The sequence below is a fragment of the Emticicia sp. genome (assembly GCF_049241225.1).
Taxonomy (GTDB): Bacteria; Bacteroidota; Bacteroidia; order Cytophagales; family Spirosomataceae; genus Emticicia.
Map to the genome: position 1 here is coordinate 60,887 of NZ_JBMLRC010000020.1, position 19,236 is coordinate 80,122.

The window sequence follows — 19,236 nt, forward strand, 5'->3', positions numbered from 1 at the left end:
GATTTGCTACTTCGGGCCGAAGTGTGTATTTTTGATTGAGGGTTTTGGCTCTAAATCAAAAGTAATCCAACAAAAATGACATTTCTTAATCAATCGGCTCAATATATTTTTGAAAAACATCCACTCGTACAGCTAAAAAATATTTGTGTGGTATTGCCGAGTCGTAGAGCAGTTTTTTATTTCAAACAAGCACTTTCAAAATTTTCTGATGTGCCATTTATCTCGCCTGAGATTTTGGCCATTGATGATTTTGTTATGCAAATGTCGGGAGTCAATCAGATAGATGCAGTGAGTTTGCTATTTGAATTGTACGAGACTTTTAAAAAATACGACCCCGAGGTAAAGTTTGAAAGATTTATTTCTTGGGCTCCGACACTCCTCCGTGATTTTGATACGATTGATTTATATTTGGTCGATAATCCCAAATCGATATTTGAATACATGAGTGAGGCAAAGGTGTTGGAAAGATGGAACCCTTCGCAACTAGACAATGGCCGTCAGGCTTATGAGATTACTCCGACTCTTGATAAATATTTCAAACTCTTCGAAAATATTTATAATGTTTATACTGATTTGCAAAAATCGCTTACCGAAAAAGGTTTGGCATATCGAGGAATGGCCTATCGCATTTTAGCAGAATCAGTTAAACAGCTCTTGGTCGAGAAGAATGAAAATTCTATTATCTTTGAAAAATACTATTTTATCGGTTTCAATGCCCTAAGTGCCTCCGAAGAAAAAATTATTGAAACCCTCGTGAAAACTAACCGAGCCGAAACTCTTTGGGATGCTGATACCTACTTTATGAGTCCGGAGTATAATCATAAAGCTGGCTCGCTATTGCGTACGTATAAAAATAGCGGTAGGTTTGGAAAATGGAATTGGCAAACCGATGAATTACTCAAAGGTGAGAAACAGATGAGAATAATAGGAGTGGAGAATGCTACACTTCAGACCAAAGTTGCTGGACATCTTTATGCTGAAGCTGTTGCTGACAACCCTGATGTTCCAACAGTTATTGTACTGGCCGATGAAAATTTATTACAGCCAGTTATGTATTCCCTCAACGAACGAATCTCCGATTTTAATATTACGATGGGACTTTCATTGCGTGGTTCAATGTTATTTACATTGATTGACGCAATTTTTGAACTTCAACAAAATATTGCAGAATTTAAAACAAGAGATGGTGGTACTGTAAAAATGCCAAAGTTTAGTCATCGGCACATTTTCAAAGTATTGAACCATCCGTTTATAAGACGTTATGAACAAATAAAGTATGCGGCCGATATTAAAGCAAAATCTCAGGAAAGAACAGTTTTTAGAAAAACACTTTCTGAAATTTTGAAGAGAAACGCAGTATATCTGAGTCAGGATGAAATGTTGGAATTAGGTGAAAATGAACCTATCTTCAAAATATTGTTTTCACGTTGGGGAGAAAATCCGCAAAAAGCTCTTTTTGCATTTTATGATTTGATTGACGAACTCAGAAATGTTTACCGAGATTCAAACGATGCTATCGAAACCGAATACCTTTATCTGTTTCTTACTATATTACACCGTCTTGAAAAAATACTATTTCAGAATAAAGACTTGAGTTTGAGAAGCTTCAAACATTTTCTATATGAGTTAATCAAGCAAGAAAAAATACCCTTTAGCGGTGAGCCAGTTTCAAACTTACAAATTATGGGTATGCTCGAAACTCGATGTCTGGATTTCGAAAGAGTGATTATTCTATCGGTGAATGAGGGAATTTTACCATCGGCCAAACATGTAAATTCTTTGATTCCGTTTGATGCCTGTATCGAATACCATCTACCAGTGCATTCCGACCAAGACGCTGTAATGTCATATCATTTTTTTAGATTATTGCAGAGAGCTAAAGAAATTGATATTTTGTATGTAATTCCAAATGGCGAAGGACTTGGGGGCGGAGGTAGCGAAAAGAGTAGATTTATTTTACAGATAGAAAATGAATTGGTAAAAGAAAATAAAAATATTAAATTGTCGTATCCAAAGATAAGTTTTGGGAAAGATAATGATGCAGATGTAATTAATAAAATTGAGATTTTTAAGAATCAGGAAATCCTTGAGAATATAAGTAAACTTATTGCAGAAAAAGGAATTTACCCAACTTCGCTGAGTAATTACTTAAAATGTTCATTGCAGTTCTATTTCGATAAAGTTGCAAAAATTTCAAAGAGAGAAGAAATTGATGAAAATTTTGGAGCGGACGTTTTCGGAACCTGGATTCATAATACCTTAGAAAAAATCGACAAAGATTATGGTCCAGTAATTTTTGAGGAAAATATCGAAAAGATTATCAGTGAGTTAGAAAAAAGACTTGACGATGCTTACCAAGAAAAATTCGGTGGTTTTGTGGTTGAGTCGGGTATGAATTATTTATTAAAACAAGTAGCCGAACAATTATTAAAAGATTTTTTTGTGAGCCAACGTGAGGTTCAAAATTTTCCGATTGAGGTAATTGAAGCCGAACAACTCATTGAAGTTATCTACGAAAAAAATATTCTTGGGAAGAATCAGAAAATAAAAATTGCTGGTCGAATCGACAGAATTGAGCGAGAAGGAAAGACCCTAAAAGTTATTGATTATAAAACGGGAAAAGTAGTTGCGAAAGATTTGGAAACTCCCAAAGACCTAACTTTGGAAGAAGCACTCCGAGACCCTGATAAAGAAAAATTACGCCAACTTTGGTTGTACCAATACCTTGTTACAAAATCAATGAATGAGCGAAAGCTCATCATTGGTGGAGAAAAGTTTGAAAATTATGGTGTTACAGCTAAAATTTATTCATTCCGTAATTTAAAAGAAAAATTAGAAGTAAATTTGAGTTTTGAAAGTGACCCAACGATTTTTGGTTTTATTGAAAAGTCCGAAGAAATTTTGACCCAAATTATTACCGATTTATTGAACCCAGAAATACCATTCGTCCAAACAACCGAAATCAAAACTTGCGAAAGATGCGACTTCCGTGGGATTTGTGGTAAATAAAATTTGCGTATTTTGAAAACTAACACTAAAACTCCAGCTAAGGGAATTAAGAATATTCCGTTTCTTGACTTAAAGTTGATAAATCGACCATACGAGAAAGAGATAAATACTGCATTAAAAAATGCAGTGGCATCGGGTTGGTTTGTCTTAGGCGAAGAAGTGAAAAAGTTTGAAAAAACTTTCGCAGAATATTGTGGAGTAAAGCATTGCATTGGCGTTGCCAACGGGCTCGATGCCTTAGTACTTTTGTTGAAGGCTTCGCAGTTTCCACCTGATTCCGAAGTGATAGTTCCTTCAAATACCTACATTGCTTCAATCTTGGCAATCACTATGGCAGGTTTCAAACCAATTTTAGTGGAGCCAGATATTGAGACTTACTTGATTGACCCCGCAAAAATTGAAGAAAAAATTACTCGAAATACAAAAGCTATCTTAGTGGTTCATCTTTACGGGAAATGCTGTGACATAGAAGCCGTGATGAGAGTTGCCCATAGATATGATTTAAAAGTTTTTGAAGATGCAGCTCAATCTCATGGGGCAACCTATCAAGGAAAGAAAGCTGGTAATCTGGCAGATGGTGCTGGGTTTAGTTTTTATCCAACAAAGAATTTAGGTGCAATGGGTGATGCTGGTGCAATTACCACTAATGATGATGCCCTAGCTGAACGACTAAGAGCACAGCGTAATTATGGCTCGGGGAAAAAATATGTTTTTGATTATCAAGGTCTCAATAGTCGTTTAGATGAATTGCAAGCCGCGATTCTTAATGTTAAATTTTCGAACCTTGATTCAGATAATTTTATTCGCCAAAAAATTGCAAATAGATATTTATCCGAAATAATTAATCCGAAAATTATTTTACCACCTGCCAGTACAGTAAACCAAGATGCTTGGCATTTGTTTGTGGTGAGGGTTGAGAATCGAGAAAAGTTTAGAAAATATCTAAACGAAAATGGAATTGGTTCGGATATACATTATCCGATTGCTCCGCACAAACAATTGGCCTACAGAGAGTGGAACAATCGTACTTTTGCCATTGCAGAAAAAATCCATGAAGAGGTAGTGAGTATTCCGCTCAATGTTACATTAACCGAAAAAGAGATTACCTACATTATTGAAAAAATAAACAAGTACTAAAGTTATATTCAGTTATCAATTATACATTAATGATACCACATAAATCAAAATTACTTTCTGTCGTAATACCCGTGTATAAAGGAGCAAAGACAATCGCTCATCTTGTAGAGACTTTGCAAGCCGAATTGAAACAATACGAATTTGAAATAATTTTGGTAAACGACGGTAGCCCTGATGACTCCGAAAAAGTTTGTAAAACTTTAGCTGCTGAAAATTCAAATCTCAAATTTTACTCTCTCCGAAAAAACTTCGGTGAGTTCAATGCAGTAATGTGCGGCTTGAATCATGTTGAGGCTAAATACGCAGTTATCATTGATGATGATTTTCAAAATCCTCCGTCCGAAATTATAAAATTAGTTGAGAAAGCGGAGACTGAAAACTTTGATGTCGTATATAGTTTTTATGCCGAAAAGAAGCATCATTTTTTTAGAAATTTTGGGAGTTGGTTAGTCAATCGACTGACTACCTCACTTCTACAAAAACCAGCCGATTTATATCTGTCGAGTTTTAAGCTTATTAATTTTGAAGTTGTCCAAGAAATTATCAAATACCGAGGGCCATATCCTTACATCGATGCACTCATATTTCGAGTAACAAATAATGTAGGCAAAATTCAAGTTCAGCACAATGCTCGCATGGAAGGAGAGTCGAACTATACTATCAAAAGATTAATCACACTTTTTATGACTATCCTTTTTGGGTATTCAATTCTGCCAGTTCGTATAATTCTTTCCTTGGGTATATTTTCGTTAGTACTTTCAATCCTGCTCATACTTCTTTATATTTTTAGAGTCATACCAGACTGGGGAATTGCAATTTTTATTTTCTTCGGCGGAGTACAGTTAACCTCACTTGGTATTATTGGTGAATATGTGTCGAAGGCATTTTTATCACAAAACCAAACTCCTCAATACATTGAAAAGTAATCCCAGCTTGAAATCCTAACCAAACCATCAAATAAAAATGCTTATTAATTACGACGAGTACAGAATGATGTATGAAGCCGAAGAAAAACTTTGGTGGTACAGGATTCTGCATGAAAAAGTTTTAAAGGAAATTCAGAATAGATTTCAAGCAAATAAGCAAATCAAAATTCTAGATGCTGGTTGTGGGACGGGCGGACTGATGAGTTTTTTAATAAAGCATGGCTACGAAAATATTCAAGGTTTTGATTATTCACTCGACGCTGTAAGTTTTTGTAAAGAACGAAATCTCGATGTTCAACAAACTGATATAACCAATTTTGAAAATGTATTTGGGCAAGAAAGTTTTGATGTAATTGTAAATGATGATGTCGTATATCAGTTTGATAACTCAACTATTGCGAATATTTTTCATACTTTTCAATCAATTTTAAAATCAGACGGAATCATCATTACTAACAATAATGCGTTCAATGTTTTCTACGGAACACATGATATTGCTGTAGGAGGAAAGCAGCGTTTTACACTATCTGATTTTGAGAAGACTTTAGAAAATCTACCATTAAAAATCACTCACCATACTTATTGGAGTTTACTGTTATCTCCACTTATTTTGGTAGTCAGGCTCACACAGCAAATCCAATTAAAACTAAATTTAATCGACCTAAAAAATATTAAATCAGATGTAACTGTACCTTCTGATTTTGTAAATAACTTTTTTTATCAAATTGTAAAGCTTGAAGAAAGGCTATTTAAGAAAGGTTTTTTCGGTAGTTCGTTGTTTTTAGTGCTTAGAAAAAAACTTTAAAAAATGTTTATTTATAAAATATTGATAGTCAATTAGATATATTTTGAGTAGAAAAAAAAGTTAAAAAATATCATATTTTTTTCGTTTCGCTATTGACATTTAGAAAAAAACGCCGTACTTTTGTATCACAATAAGGCAGTGACCAACAACATAGAGAGATGGCAGAGTGGTCGAATGCGGCGGTCTTGAAAACCGTTGACTGTAACAGGTCCGGGGGTTCGAATCCCTCTCTCTCTGCTTCAAAAGCCGAATCGCAAGATTCGGCTTTTTTTTGTATCTTTACTTCCGTATAAATTTACTTCATATCAAACTTTATGTGGCAAGAACAAGATAATCGCCTTACTCGTACTTTCATCTTTAAAAACTTCTCCGAAGCATTTTCATTCATGACAAGAGTAGCTATGTTGGCCGAACAACATGAGCATCACCCAAACTGGTCGAATGTGTGGAATACTGTTAAAATCGAATTGACCACACACGATGCAGGAAATACAATTACTCAAAAAGATCGAGATTTAGCAGCCGCGATTGATAAATTGTTTAATTAAGTGGCAGCAAAATAGTTTTCCACTCATGTTCGTAACTTGTTGATAATCAAGTGTTTATGGTTTTTAAGTAGCTCTCCGCAGTTAGGTAAAAGCCTTGTTTTAGGATTTTTTTATACGAAAATCGCCAAAATTGAGTAAAATTTAAGATTCAAAACGGCTGAGAATTGAATATTTTTTTATTGTCTTATACTTTATGCGATATATTTAATTCTCATTCGTTTTAAAATGCTGGTTTTCGTATAAAAAAATCCTAAAACCTATCATTCTGATATACTTTTCACCCTTATAAAACTATTAAAATGTCAACTTCGCTAAAAAGGCAAATTAGCATATTCAGTCTTACAATGATAGCTATTGGTTCTAGTATCGGCCCTGGAATTTTTCGTACGCCATCAGAAATTGTAATATAACTTTCAAGCAAAGACCTAATGCGTTAAGTTTGGATTTTGGTGGAATCATTGCTATCTGTTGTGCAGTGATTTTTACCAAAATTGCTGCAAATTTATCAAGAGTTGGTGGTTTCTATGTTTATCCGAAAGAAGCTTACCTTGAGCTAACTGCTTTTCTAAACGGTTAGTTGATATTGTGTAATAAACACTGGTTCATTGGCAGTATTAAGTTTTGTATTTACATTTTACTTAAAAGTATTTATTCCGATTTCCGAAAGTATGGAATTGGTCATTTCAGTTGTATCAATTTAATTACTGATATTGATGAATATTTTGGGAGTTAGGTATGAAAACCTTTTTGCAAGTATATTTACTTCTTTCATCTTCCTTGGTATTATGTCAGTGGTTTTATTGAAATTCTATGCTGTACCAATACTAATGTTAATTTTATAAATACATATTCTCAACAAAATACGAATATTCTATCATTAATTTCAGCATTTGGCCTTGCTTTGATTGGGGTGTGCTTTTCTTGTGGAGGTTTCCAACATACAACTTTTATCGCAGCCGAAGTGAAAGATGCCAGTAAAATTGAACCAAAAGCTATGATTTTGAGCAGTATTGTTGTATATGCAGATTAAGTTTGCAATTGAAAATGAAAAAGATGAATATATTTATGCTCGCGGGAATAATCTAACTATGAATAGGTTGTGTCCGAAAATAGTTGTTCTTATAGGAGGTGAAGATTGCATGATAGTAGGAATTGGGGCTGCAGCTATAAGTAATGCTTTAGTTTCGCAGGTAAATGCTGGGGAGCAAATAGAAAGTGTTCAGTACATTTGGGCCGCTTATCTGATGGTTAAAATTTACCAAGATTTTACATATAAACCCATTTTGTCGACCACACACAATGACATAATAGAATTAGCGATGTAGTAGCTAGTGAGATGCGTGGCTTGAAGGAGAAAATTACTCAAATATTCCACGATTAATTTATGTATTCTGGTAATATTTTGGCTCCGCAAAATGATTGCTTAATGCCACGTTGCTTACGACATTGCCGATTCGGCTAAAATAATCTCTGAAATAATCCTAAAAGTATTAAATTATTTGAGAATACTGAAAAAAATGAGCGTATTTACTAACCATTTAGTGGAGAAATCCCATAAATAGAACTTGCCAAACAATAAATGAAAATGCCAATGGGAATGTTTACTATTGCATTAAAGAATAAAAATGTAGTTATAATAAGAAAATTTTGTGAGTCATTACAAAAATTACTTACTGTGGTTTCAAGGAAACGACACAAATCTCCGATAATGCATAAATGTACATTACTAGTAAAATAGCCCACAAGTTGATATATTCCGATTTTATATCGGATTAGAAGAAGCCAGCACGATTTTAAAAATTTTAGACAAAAAACTAGCTGTTTTACAGCTAAATAGCCATAAATTTTGTTAAAAATTAAGCAAAAGTATTCACCAATACATATTTATGATATGTACTATTGAAATTAAGATGCAAAAATAAATCTTAATACCATGAATAAACATTACGAGGACGTGATTGTAAGCTTACCAAATATCCTTTTGGAGCATACAACTCTTTTTCTTCGTTCATGCGGGTCATTAAAAGACCACCAATGGCAAGTGAGGCAATTGTAAGTAATAACATAAGTTTTGCACGTTTTATAGTGTAATATTTGTTATTTACTTTGTTAAAAACAATGCCAATTATAACTCAAGTGTTGATTGTCAGATTTTTTTATCGTAAAATCCGAAAAAATATGCTTGATGTATAGAAAAATAATTTTAAATATTTTTTAAAAGACTAGATTTTAATGGAAATCTTCCTGTAAAAATTATTTAAAGTACATTCTAATAGTAGTAAACATTACGAGGGCGTGACTGTAAATTTACTAAGTAGCCTTTTGGAGCGTAAAGTTCTTCAGTCTCACGAACTTTAGTCATCATGATTCCGCCGATTGCGAGTGCTAATGCTGCTAATAACATGGTTTTATGGGATTTATTAGGATTAAAGGGAAATAATTTATTCAAATGTAGATAATATTTATTTATGTGTCAAGTATTTTCAGAAAATTTTGAAAATTATATAAATATTGAACGCAAAACTTTATTTAACGGTAATCAGATAGATTATTTGGGAGAAAAAACTCCTGTTTTTATTGCATTGTCTTTTGATATTTTACTTTATTTTGGTGTTAGTAGGTATAAAAATTTGTACTTTTGTCGAAAAAAAATCTGTGAAACTTGTATTAGTACCCACGCCAATTGGCAATTTAGAGGATATCACCTTACGAGCAATCAATGTTTTAAAATCAGCTGATTTGATTTTAGCGGAAGATACTCGGAATACGGGATTCTTACTAAAACACCTCGAAATCTCGAAACCACTTCAGAGTCATCATGCCTTTAATGAACATCAAACACTCAATAAAGTGATTGATAGAATTAGAAAAGGCGATAAAATCGTATTAGTGTCTGATGCAGGTACTCCTGCTATTTCTGACCCTGGATTTTTATTAGTTCGTGAGTGTTTACGTAATGAAATAGAAGTTGAGTGCTTACCAGGCCCAACAGCTTTTGTTCCTGCATTAGTAAATTCAGGTTTGCCCTGTGATAGATTCACGTTTGAAGGGTTTTTACCAGTAAAAAAAGGCCGTCAGACTCGTATGAAAGCATTGGCTGAAGAAGAAAGAACTATGATTTTCTATGAATCTCCTTTCAGATTGGTAAAAACATTGGAACAATTTACTGAATATTTTGGTCCGGAGCGTCAAGCTTGTGTTTCGAGAGAAATTACAAAAATGTTTGAAGAAAATGTGCGTGGTACATTGACCGAAGTCATTGCAAGTTTTGCCAATCGTACTGTGAAAGGAGAGATTGTCATAGTCGTAGCGGGAAAAGAGTAGCCTATTATAACCTATATTTGAGTATTTAGAATGTTTGAAACCATCAAAAATCTTACTTTAGAACAGTTAGTAATCATTACATCTACGCCACTTTACACAATATTAATCGTTGGCGAGATACTTTTGAGCAATTTTCAGCACCGCCATTATTATACATTTAAAGATACCATTACGAATCTTTATCTAATGATTTTAAATGGTGGGTTGGATTTAATTTCAAGGGGTGTCACTTGGGGGATTTTGGCATGGGTCTATCAGTTTCATTTTGTCGAGATTCAAAACCCAATTTTATACTGGTTATTGCTTTTCGTGGCCGAAGATTTTGTGTATTACCTGCTTCACGTAGTTGACCATTACACCCGTTTTTTCTGGGCTTCGCACGTTACGCATCATTCGTCAGAACAATTCAATTTAACCGTTGGCTTTAGGTCATCGGTGTTTCAGCCACTTTATCGTTTTATCTATTTTATTCCTTTATCGTTGCTTGGATTCAAGGTGGCTGATATGGCAGTGATGTATTCAATTACTCAGATTTATGGTATTTTGGTACATACAAGTTATATTCCAAAGCTTCGTAAAATGCCCTATAAGCTTTTGGAATACGTATTTGTGACACCTTCACAGCACCGAGTGCACCACGCATCAAATATCGAATATTTAGATAAAAATATGGGTATGTGTTTATCAATTTGGGATAGAATGTTTGGTACTTTTCAAGAAGAAATTGATGATTTACCAATCAGGTATGGTCTGACATATCCACTCGAAAATCGCGGGCCAGCCAATATTGTTTTCCATGCTTGGATAGATTTGTGGAATGACCTCAAAAAGCCTTCAAGTTTTATTACAAAAATCAAATTGCTTTTAATGCCACCAGGCTGGTCGCCTGATGGTAGTACCAAAACAAGTAAAGAATTGCGAGAAGAACTGGTAAAGCAAAAGGCTTAATCGCCACCACCGCATCCGCCACAACCTGAGCAACCACTGTCCCCACCACAAGCACTATCACCTCCGTCTGAATCGTACGAGGCACCGCAAGAAGAACAACCACTGCTACTTGAGTGATTATGGGTATTTGATTGATTTTGAGATGCTTTAACAAGTAGATACATAATGAATGCGAAAGCTGCCAAAAAAAGTATAATTATTAGGGCAGTTTTTGTAGGATTGGCCTGTAAGATAATAAAGGGGATTGAAGAAAATAGAAAGGTTTTGGAGAGTATTTCAACATTTGGTTTCGGTATGACCCAGTTTCTGTGAAGGTTGACTCGTTGAAACTTGATTTCTGTAAAACGTTTTTGTGAATGATGCCAAATATCGTTGGGAGGGAAAATGCCAAATTTTTCTTTGTAGAGACTCTCGGATGTATCATAAAAGCTTTTAAACTTTTCTCTTTCGTTATTTCCTCCTTTGGTTGGATTGTGGTGAATTAACTGACCGAGGGTATTCTGACAAAAATCTATCCAGTAAGATTTGGTGAAGGTGAGGTGTAAATGCCAAGCTTGGTCAACGGGGTCGGAGGGTGTCACGCCTGAATCGGAAATGCAGCAGAGGAAGATAAACTTTCTGTACTCGTCAATTACTCTGTGGGTGTATGTTTTGCTCCACCCATTTTCTCTTGCGAGTCGTTCGGAGAATTTGAAACTGGCAGAATTATCGTCTAATTCAAAGGCTTGAATTTTTTCAAATAATTCCATTTCTTTGTCTGTCATAGGCTGTGTTTTTTGATTTCTATGAAAATTTACAAAGTTTTTCTGTAAACTCAAACGATTAAGCCGTAATTTTGAGCCGTAATCGTGTAATTTAATATTCTCTTAATAATGACTTTATTACAGAACAAAGTAGCCTTAGTCACAGGTGCTTCACGTGGTATCGGACGTGAAATTGCTAAGAAATTTGCCGAACAAGGAGCAAACGTTGCTTTTACCTACTTATCAAGCATTGAAAAAGGTCAGGCTCTTGAAGCTGAACTTGCTGCTTATGGAATCAAAGCTAAAGGTTATCGTTCGGATGCCTCCGATTTTGCCGCTGCAGAGCAATTAGTGACCGATGTTGTGGCTGATTTCGGAACACTCGATATATTGGTAAATAATGCGGGTATTACTCGTGATACACTCTTAATGCGAATGTCTGAGGAACAATGGGACGAAGTGTTAAGAGTAAATCTAAAGTCAGTTTTTAACCTTACTAAGGCCGCCACAAAGCCAATGATGAGAGCCAAAAGTGGTTCAATCATCAATATGACATCGGTGGTTGGTTTAATGGGAAATGCTGGCCAAGCAAACTACTCGGCATCAAAAGCAGGTATCATTGGCTTCACAAAATCAGTGGCTAAAGAATTGGGTTCAAGAAATATCCGTTCAAATGCTATTGCTCCTGGTTTTATCGAAACCGAAATGACTGGCGAGTTAAACGAAAAAGCTTTGGAAGACTGGTTGAAAAATATTCCACTTAAACGTGCAGGACAAGGCGAAGATGTAGCCAATGCGTGTGTTTTCTTGGCTTCTGATATGTCGAAATATGTTACTGGACAAACCCTCCAAGTAGATGGTGGAATGTTGATGTAACCCCCAGCCCCTAAAGGGGAGTTTCTGCAATATTTTACTCTTTGGCAAAATAATTGTATTTAAATTTAGTTGTTTATAAAGTTGTTATGAACAACTAAATTTAAATCTTAATTCTTTCTATAAAAATAATAATTCCCCTTTAGGGGTTAGGGGTATGAAATCAGAATTTATTTTTCAATCTTCACCTTGGTTTATTTTACTATGCTTGTTGGCTGGTGGGATTTACGCTTTCGTACTTTATCAAAACAAAAAAACTTTCAGTCCTCTACAAAATCGAGTTTTGGCCATTATTCGTGGGCTTTTGGTAAGTTTATTGGCTTTTTTGTTGATAAATCCACTCTTACGCAATAATAAATCTACGATTGAAAAACCAACAGTTGTACTGGCCGTTGATAATTCTTCTTCAATGACTCATGGCGGACAAGCCAAATTAGAAGCTTTGAAGAAAAATCTACAACAATTAAAAGAGTCTATCGAAGCAAAAGGAGCAAGTGTTGAGATTCAAAGCCTTGATGAAGAGACTGATAATCAGAACATTAGCGATATTAAATTCACAAAAAAGAGGTCAGATTTATCGCAAATGTTGGCAAACATCAAGTCGAGTTATGAGGGAAGAAACCTAACCGATGTGATTTTGGTATCTGATGGTATTGCTAATGAAGGTATTTCGCCGACTTACGGGAAGTATAATTTCAATATTCATGCAGTCGGATTAGGTGACACAACTCAGAAACGTGATGTGAAACTAAATGCTATCTATGCCAATAGAATTGCTTATTTGAGTAATAAATTCCCAATTCAAGCCGAGGTGTCGAGTTATGGTTTTCAAGGTAAATCAACAACAGTTTTATTGAAACAAGCAGGAAATGTCGTTGATAAACAAGTAGTTAGCTTCGATAAGCAGGATGATTTGAAACAATTGACATTCTACGTTACTGCACAACAAAAAGGAATGCAACGCTTTACGGTCGAAGTGGTACCGCTAAATGCAGAGTTTTCGACTAAAAATAACGCAAAAGACGCTTATATTGATATAGTTGATGGTAAGGAAAAGGTTTTGCTCGTGGCACTTGCTCCGCATCCCGATGTAAAAGCATTAAAAAGTATTATCGAAAAGAATGACTTATATGAATTAACCATCAAAATTGTTCAAAGTGATGATTTGAATCAGATTGGCTCACAACCGTTCGATGTTTTGATTTTACATCAATTGCCTGATATTTACGGAATGGGCGGAAATGTAGTCAGTCGTTTATTGGCACAAGGAAAACCAACGTTATTTGTTTTGGGTAATCAAACAAATATCACCAGCTTTAACGGTATGCAGCAAACACTTTCGATTGCTGCTCAAGCAGGAAAGGCCGATAAAGTAACTGCAAAGTTTAATAATAACTTCAATTTATTTAATCTTGATACTGATAAACTAAGTCTTTTAGAACGACTTCCGCCTATTTTAGCCCCTTTTGGCGATTATAAACCAACAGCAGGAAGCGAAATAATCCTTTATCAAAGAGTGGGCTCGCTCACAACACCTAAGCCATTGTTGATTGCTAATACAACTTCTGCTCGTAAATCAGCAGTTTTAGCAGGCGAAGGACTTTGGTTGTGGCGTTTAGAAGAGTTTTCATTGACCGATAAACAAGAAATTATCGATGAGGTTTTAATGAAAACCCTGCAATTGATTTCGGTGAAAGATGATAAACGCAAATTGAGAGTATATCCGATATCACCAGACTTTTCGATAGATGAAAAAGTAATTTTTGAAAATGAGGCTTACAATGATATTTATGAGCGAATCTACAACCAAGATATTAAATTAGATATCACCGATGAAAAAGGTAAAGTAAGAAGCTTTAGCTACACCACAACGAAAGATAATAGCCGATTTGAGATAACGGGCTTGCCTGAAGGTGTGTATCGCTATAAGGCTTCTACGCAAGTTTTAGGCAAAGGCGAAATAGTAGATGGGCAGTTTATCGTGAGAAACACTGACCTGGAAAATCTTAATACCACTGCCGATTTTAATATGTTGCGTACGCTCGCAACCCAAAACAATGGCAAGTTTTTCGTAGCAAATCAACTTGAAAAATTGAAAGACTTTTTATCATCCAACAAAGCCCCTGATAAAGTGACAAGCGTTGAGGAAATGAATGAGTTTATCAATATGAAGTGGGTTTTCTTTGTATTATTATTGCTCGCTACAGTAGAATGGGGCGTAAGAAAATATCTCGGAAGTTATTAAAATATCTATGACTTAAATTTATAATCAAATTCGCTATATGATTCGATAAGAATTGTATAGCGAATTTTTTATATCTATTTCTACAAATTCTTCATTTATCTTCTATACTGCTTTATTTTCAACTAATTTTGCATAATACTTTATAATTAACAAAATAAAAGAACAACCAAATAATGAATATAGGCGATAAAGTAAGGCTCATACATTCAAAAGAAGAGGGTATCGTAACTCGATTTTTGAAGAATGATGTAGTAGAGGTAGAGATTGAAGAGGGCTTTAAATTACCCGTATTGCGAAAAGAATTGGCTGTGGTTTCAAAGGCTGAAGATAAAGCTTTTAAACCCCAAGCACGAGTACAAGAAACAATTGCTCCTCAAAGGTCATCATCTGAAAGAAGTAGTTCCCATGTTAAAGCCGACAAAGGTATTTACTTGGCTTTTTTACCTATTAATGATAAATTAGTTTCGCTACATATCATTAATAATAGCGACTGGGATTTACCATATTCACTCACTTGTGGCTCTGAAAAAACTCACCGTGGGCTAATGGGGGGCTTTCTGAGTGCTCGTAGTTTTCAGAAATATCCAATTGACCTAGACCTAAAAGACTTCGACGATTGGGGTAATCTCTCTTTTCAAGCCTTTTATTATAATTTTGGTTATTTCACCGAGCGACCAACTTTTGTAAAAAGAATGCGTTTGCGGGCCAATACTTTCTTCAATCATAAAAAATCAGCACCGATTTTGGTCAAAGATTGTTTTTTATTTCAGTTGGATGCCGAAGATTTGCCATTGGTAATCAATCCAGCTGAATTGAAAGAGAGAATGATGCAGCCAAAAACTGAAGAAATTCCGCTTAAATCAGTCGAAAAACCTGCTCCAACCATTGATTTGCACATCGAGCAACTGACTACTAACTTTTTAAGTATGAACAATGCTCAAATGCTTGACCTACAATTACGTACGTTTGAAACTAAATTCGAAAACGCCATTGCTACTGGTATGGACGAAATCGTTTTTATTCATGGTGTAGGTAATGGGGTTTTAAAACAAGAAATTCAGAAGAAATTGGCTGGTCATAAAAATGTAGCTTGGTTTCAAGATGCACAAAAAGAAAAGTTTGGCTACGGAGCTACACGCATTAAAATAAAATGATGCTTTTTGAAGTTATTTGTCAATCTAAAAACAATCTATTATTAAATCAATCAATGAAAAGTAATTTAGCGAGTCCCAAATTTATTGCTATTGCCTTTTTTACTACATTCTTTACGTCTTTTTATGCCATCGGGCAGAAATCAAATCCCGAAGCCCCAGTCGAAAATTATTTACAAGATACCGTACTCGTGCAAAAGATACCTTCAAATATTAGTATTCCGTTCGATATTGCCATGAGCGATATTGAAAAACAAATCAATGCAACTGTTACGGGCCTAATCTATGAGGATAATAGTTATACTGATGATAACAATGATAATTTTAAGTGTAAGGTTTGGAAAAAGTCGAATATCCTAATCACGGCCGCCACAAACGATGTCTTTGATTTTACGGTTCCGATTAAAGTTTGGGCCGAAAAAGGTATCGGAGCATTTGGAATAATGAAGTATATTCCATTAGAATTTGAGATGAATTTAAAATTCTCAACCCGATTCACCATCAAACCCGACTGGTCGGTACAAACCTTTACCACACCCAATGGCTACGAATGGATAACAAAACCTAAGGTAAATGTAGGTTTTGATGTTCCACTCGATTTCATCGTTGGAAAAATCATTGATAATAATCACACCAAATTTGCCAAATCGCTTGATGATGCCGTTGCCAAAAACATGACCATCAAGCCTTACGTGATTCAAGCTTGGAATGCAGCCATGCAACCATATTTGGTGTCAGAAGAATATCATACGTGGGTAAAAATCACACCTCTGGAGATTTCTATGGTGCCACTTAAAACTGTTGGGCGTAATATTAAATCTGTCATTGGTATTAAAGCCTTTACAGAAACCCTTACGGGGGACCGACCGTTTACGCCTTTTTCGGTTAGTTCTGTTCCCAATCTTAAAATTGTGACTGGTATTCCTAATGATTTTCAAGTAGGTTTAATGAGCGATGTGTTATTTACTGAAGCAGCTGCTCAGGCAAAGAAAATGTTTGTTGGCCAAACCTATGATTTTCAAGAGGGAAAATATAAAATAGAAATTACTGATATTGATATTTACGGTAGTAATGAGTTTTTGGTTATCAAGGCAGATATCAAAGGAAGCCTAAAAGGCTCGGTTTACATCAAAGGGATTCCTATTTATGACCCAGTCAAGAAGAAAATCGTATTATCAAATTCGCAATTTGATATAAAAACTAAAAATATCTTAGCTAAAGCAGCCGCTTGGTTATTGGAAGGTAAATTGGTAAAAATGATTGAAGACGAATATGGTTTACCTGTAGATGAGTTAATAACTTACGCAAAGCAGAATATCGAAACTGCTATGAATACCGAATTTAAGAAAGGAGTGAAGCTAAGTGGTAAGATAGATGCCGTACAGCCTGATAAAGTATATCTAACTCCTACAAGCATTGTGGCACTCGTAATGGCAAAAGGTAAAGTTGAGGTAAAAGTTGAAGGTTTATAAATAATCATAGGCTAATATTCAGAGTTATTCATAAAACCTGTAAGGTCTTTAAGGCCTTACAGGTTTTTTTTCTACCTTTGCATCAGAAAAAGTAAGCCGTCTTATCGCAGTTATCTTTCGGGGTGGCTGAGGAAAGTCCGAACAGCAAAGAGCATCATGCTACCTAACGGGTAGGGAGTAATCGGGCGACTGATTATTTACAGCCAGTGCAACAGAAAATAAACTACCGCAGCAATGCGGAAAAGGTGAAAAGGTAGGGTAAGAGCCTACCGCTCGGTTGGTAACAAACGAGGCACGGTAAACCTCATGAGCTGAAAGACCAAATAAACCGACGCTTCAGTAAACAGTGTACAGTAGGCAGTAAACAGTGAAGTTATCAGAAATGATAGCTAAGCTGATAACTGAAGACTGATAACTGAAAACTGTTAAGGGCTGCTCGTCTGAGTCGGAGGGTAGGTTGATAGAGGCAAGTAGTGATACTTGTTCGAGATAAATGATAAGAATTTCGAGTAATCGAAATACAGAATTCGGCTTATAGGCTTATTTTTTCTTCTACAAAACCTTAAAATCTGATAGAAAATTCCTCAAATCCTTCATTTTTCTACAAACCATTCAATAAAATTTGTCCTAAATATTTGATTTTCAACACAATAGTGATACCTTTGCAGTCCAAATAAAACGGGGACGAGTTCCCCAACTTTAAATCAAAAAAAAGAAATGGCAGTTAAAATCAGATTAGCAAGAAGAGGACGCAAGCAAGCACCAGTTTATGACATCGTAGTAGCTGACTCACGCTCACCTCGTGATGGTAAATTCATCGAGAAATTAGGTCAATACAACCCACAATCAACTCCAGCAGGAATCTCATTAAAAGATGATAGAGCTGTGTATTGGTTAATGGTTGGAGCTGAGCCAACAGACACTACTAGAAAAATCTTGTCAGTAAGAGGTGTTATGTTGAAAAAACACTTACAAGTAGGTGTTGCAAAAGGTGCTATCACGCAAGAAGTTGCTGATGCTCGTTTTGAGGCTTGGTCTAAAGAAAAAGAAGCAAAAAGAGAAGTTAAAATTGCTAAATTAGCCGAAGGTAAAGATGCAGCTAAGAAAGCAGCATTTGAAGCAGAGAAGAAAAAACGTGCTGATATGGAAGCCGCTCAACAAAAAGCAATAGCTGAGGCAGAAGCTGAGGTTGCTGCTCAAGAAGCAGAGGCTACAGAAGAAGCTCCAGTAGCTGAAACTACTGAGGAAACATCTGCAGAAGCATAATTCTAACAATTTGCAGTCATTTATAAAAAATCCTCGCCCAACAGCGGGGATTTTTATTTAAAACTAATTTGCTCGATATGACAAAAGAAGATTGTTATTTAGTGGGTAAGCTAACCAAAACTCACGGACTCAAAGGCGAAATGGCTATTTGGTTAGATGTGGATTATCCCGAAGAATACGAAGACTTAGAATCTATATTGGTTGAGATGAAAGGCGAGTTGATTCCTTACTTTGTTGAGGAAATCCAAATCAGAGCCAATAAGTCAATCATTAAGTTTGAAGATATAGATACAATTGAAGCAGCTCAAAAACTCATCAATTGTGATTTATATCTGCCAAATGATAATTTAGAAGAGTTAGACGATGACCAATTCTATTATCATGAAATTATAGGTTTCAGTATTGTTGATGAAACGCAAGGTAAGCTCGGGACTATTACGGCCGTTTATACTGCCGAAGCACAAGACCTAATTGCGATGAATTATCAAAATAAAGAAGTGCTAATTCCTGTAAGTGATGAAATCGTGAAGACGATTGACCGTGAGAAAAAAGAACTTTACACCGATTTGCCAGCGGGTCTAATCGAAGTCTATTTGGATGAAGATGGAACGCCCGATGATGCAGATGAGGAAGAATAAGAAGTTTTGAAATGATGGAATCAGAAAAAAATATTGCCGCAGAAACTCAAAGTTCTGGACTGAGAATCGACATTATATCGTGTGTACCACGCTTATTGGATAGCTTTTTTGACCACTCAATTTTGAAGCGTGCCAAAGATGCTGGCCATGC

General features: G+C 35.4%; 17 protein-coding genes, 1 tRNA gene, 1 other RNA gene and 1 pseudogene. 17 read left to right on the plus strand and 3 right to left on the minus strand.

What is annotated here, in order from left to right; all coding sequences use genetic code 11:
- Nucleotides 1–75 precede the first annotated feature (75 nt).
- The 7 genes from ACOVO2_RS01275 to ACOVO2_RS01305 all read left to right on the plus strand — a co-directional run bounded on the left by ACOVO2_RS01275 (nt 76) and on the right by ACOVO2_RS01305 (nt 7,750).
- On the plus strand, nt 76–3,009 hold the full coding sequence (locus ACOVO2_RS01275; RefSeq protein WP_421768229.1) for a PD-(D/E)XK nuclease family protein: 2,934 nt from the start codon (nt 76–78) through the stop codon (nt 3,007–3,009).
- Nucleotides 3,010–3,021: 12 nt separating this feature from the next.
- Nucleotides 3,022–4,146, plus strand: coding sequence for a DegT/DnrJ/EryC1/StrS family aminotransferase (locus ACOVO2_RS01280; protein WP_421768230.1), 1,125 nt, complete (start codon nt 3,022–3,024; stop codon nt 4,144–4,146).
- A 29-nt stretch (nt 4,147–4,175) separates the two neighbouring features.
- On the plus strand, nt 4,176–5,072 hold the full coding sequence (locus tag ACOVO2_RS01285) for a glycosyltransferase family 2 protein (RefSeq protein WP_421768231.1): 897 nt from the start codon (nt 4,176–4,178) through the stop codon (nt 5,070–5,072).
- A gap of 37 nt (nt 5,073–5,109) precedes the next feature.
- The gene (locus ACOVO2_RS01290; protein ID WP_421768232.1) at nt 5,110–5,877 is read left to right on the plus strand and encodes a class I SAM-dependent methyltransferase; all 768 of its coding nucleotides are present in this window, start codon (nt 5,110–5,112) and stop codon (nt 5,875–5,877) included.
- A 152-nt stretch (nt 5,878–6,029) separates the two neighbouring features.
- Nucleotides 6,030–6,114: transfer RNA gene (locus ACOVO2_RS01295), tRNA-Ser, on the plus strand.
- Nucleotides 6,115–6,191: 77 nt separating this feature from the next.
- A complete protein-coding gene (locus tag ACOVO2_RS01300) occupies nt 6,192–6,425 on the plus strand; it encodes a 4a-hydroxytetrahydrobiopterin dehydratase (RefSeq protein WP_421768233.1) in 234 nt (77 codons plus the stop codon).
- Nucleotides 6,426–7,444: 1,019 nt separating this feature from the next.
- On the plus strand, nt 7,445–7,750 hold the full coding sequence (locus tag ACOVO2_RS01305) for a PLP-dependent transferase (RefSeq protein WP_421768234.1): 306 nt from the start codon (nt 7,445–7,447) through the stop codon (nt 7,748–7,750).
- 600 nt (nt 7,751–8,350) lie between these two features.
- Here the strand turns inward: ACOVO2_RS01305 and ACOVO2_RS01310 are convergent.
- Nucleotides 8,351–8,491, minus strand: a complete 141-nt coding sequence (locus ACOVO2_RS01310; RefSeq protein ID WP_015031035.1) for a hypothetical protein — start codon at nt 8,489–8,491, stop codon at nt 8,351–8,353.
- Between the two features lie 203 nt (nt 8,492–8,694).
- Nucleotides 8,695–8,829 (minus strand): hypothetical protein, encoded by a 135-nt coding sequence (locus ACOVO2_RS01315; protein WP_015031034.1) that lies wholly within the window; start codon nt 8,827–8,829, stop codon nt 8,695–8,697.
- 251 nt (nt 8,830–9,080) lie between these two features.
- On the opposite strand from ACOVO2_RS01315, the gene rsmI reads away from it, so the two are divergent.
- Nucleotides 9,081–9,749: a 16S rRNA (cytidine(1402)-2'-O)-methyltransferase gene (gene rsmI, locus ACOVO2_RS01320; protein WP_421768235.1), complete on the plus strand. Its 669-nt coding sequence runs from the start codon at nt 9,081–9,083 to the stop codon at nt 9,747–9,749.
- Nucleotides 9,750–9,779: 30 nt separating this feature from the next.
- On the plus strand, nt 9,780–10,697 hold the full coding sequence (locus tag ACOVO2_RS01325; protein WP_421768236.1) for a sterol desaturase family protein: 918 nt from the start codon (nt 9,780–9,782) through the stop codon (nt 10,695–10,697).
- On the opposite strand, the gene ACOVO2_RS01330 is transcribed toward ACOVO2_RS01325, so the two are convergent.
- On the minus strand, nt 10,694–11,461 hold the full coding sequence (locus ACOVO2_RS01330) for a glycine-rich domain-containing protein (RefSeq protein ID WP_421768237.1): 768 nt from the start codon (nt 11,459–11,461) through the stop codon (nt 10,694–10,696). The two genes, ACOVO2_RS01325 and ACOVO2_RS01330, sit on opposite strands and share 4 nt — an antisense overlap.
- 108 nt (nt 11,462–11,569) lie before the next feature.
- Here ACOVO2_RS01330 and fabG point away from each other — a divergent pair, with 108 nt between their 5' ends.
- The 8 genes and pseudogenes from fabG to ACOVO2_RS01370 all read left to right on the plus strand — a co-directional run.
- The gene (gene fabG / locus ACOVO2_RS01335; RefSeq protein WP_421768238.1) at nt 11,570–12,316 is read left to right on the plus strand and encodes a 3-oxoacyl-[acyl-carrier-protein] reductase; all 747 of its coding nucleotides are present in this window, start codon (nt 11,570–11,572) and stop codon (nt 12,314–12,316) included.
- Nucleotides 12,317–12,470: 154 nt separating this feature from the next.
- Nucleotides 12,471–14,558 (plus strand): VWA domain-containing protein, encoded by a 2,088-nt coding sequence (locus ACOVO2_RS01340; RefSeq protein ID WP_421768239.1) that lies wholly within the window; start codon nt 12,471–12,473, stop codon nt 14,556–14,558.
- Between the two features lie 173 nt (nt 14,559–14,731).
- A complete protein-coding gene (locus ACOVO2_RS01345; RefSeq protein WP_421768240.1) occupies nt 14,732–15,712 on the plus strand; it encodes a Smr/MutS family protein in 981 nt (326 codons plus the stop codon).
- A 53-nt stretch (nt 15,713–15,765) separates the two neighbouring features.
- On the plus strand, nt 15,766–17,181 hold the full coding sequence (locus ACOVO2_RS01350; RefSeq protein ID WP_421768241.1) for a DUF4403 family protein: 1,416 nt from the start codon (nt 15,766–15,768) through the stop codon (nt 17,179–17,181).
- 88 nt (nt 17,182–17,269) lie between these two features.
- Nucleotides 17,270–17,732, plus strand: an RNA gene (gene rnpB / locus ACOVO2_RS01355) — RNase P RNA component class A.
- A 166-nt stretch (nt 17,733–17,898) separates the two neighbouring features.
- On the plus strand, nt 17,899–18,447 hold the full coding sequence (locus tag ACOVO2_RS01360; protein WP_421768242.1) for a 30S ribosomal protein S16: 549 nt from the start codon (nt 17,899–17,901) through the stop codon (nt 18,445–18,447).
- A gap of 77 nt (nt 18,448–18,524) precedes the next feature.
- Nucleotides 18,525–19,085, plus strand: a complete 561-nt coding sequence (gene rimM / locus ACOVO2_RS01365) for a ribosome maturation factor RimM (protein WP_188765085.1) — start codon at nt 18,525–18,527, stop codon at nt 19,083–19,085.
- Between the two features lie 59 nt (nt 19,086–19,144).
- A pseudogene (locus tag ACOVO2_RS01370) lies at nt 19,145–19,236 on the plus strand (tRNA (guanosine(37)-N1)-methyltransferase TrmD); the annotation flags it as partial.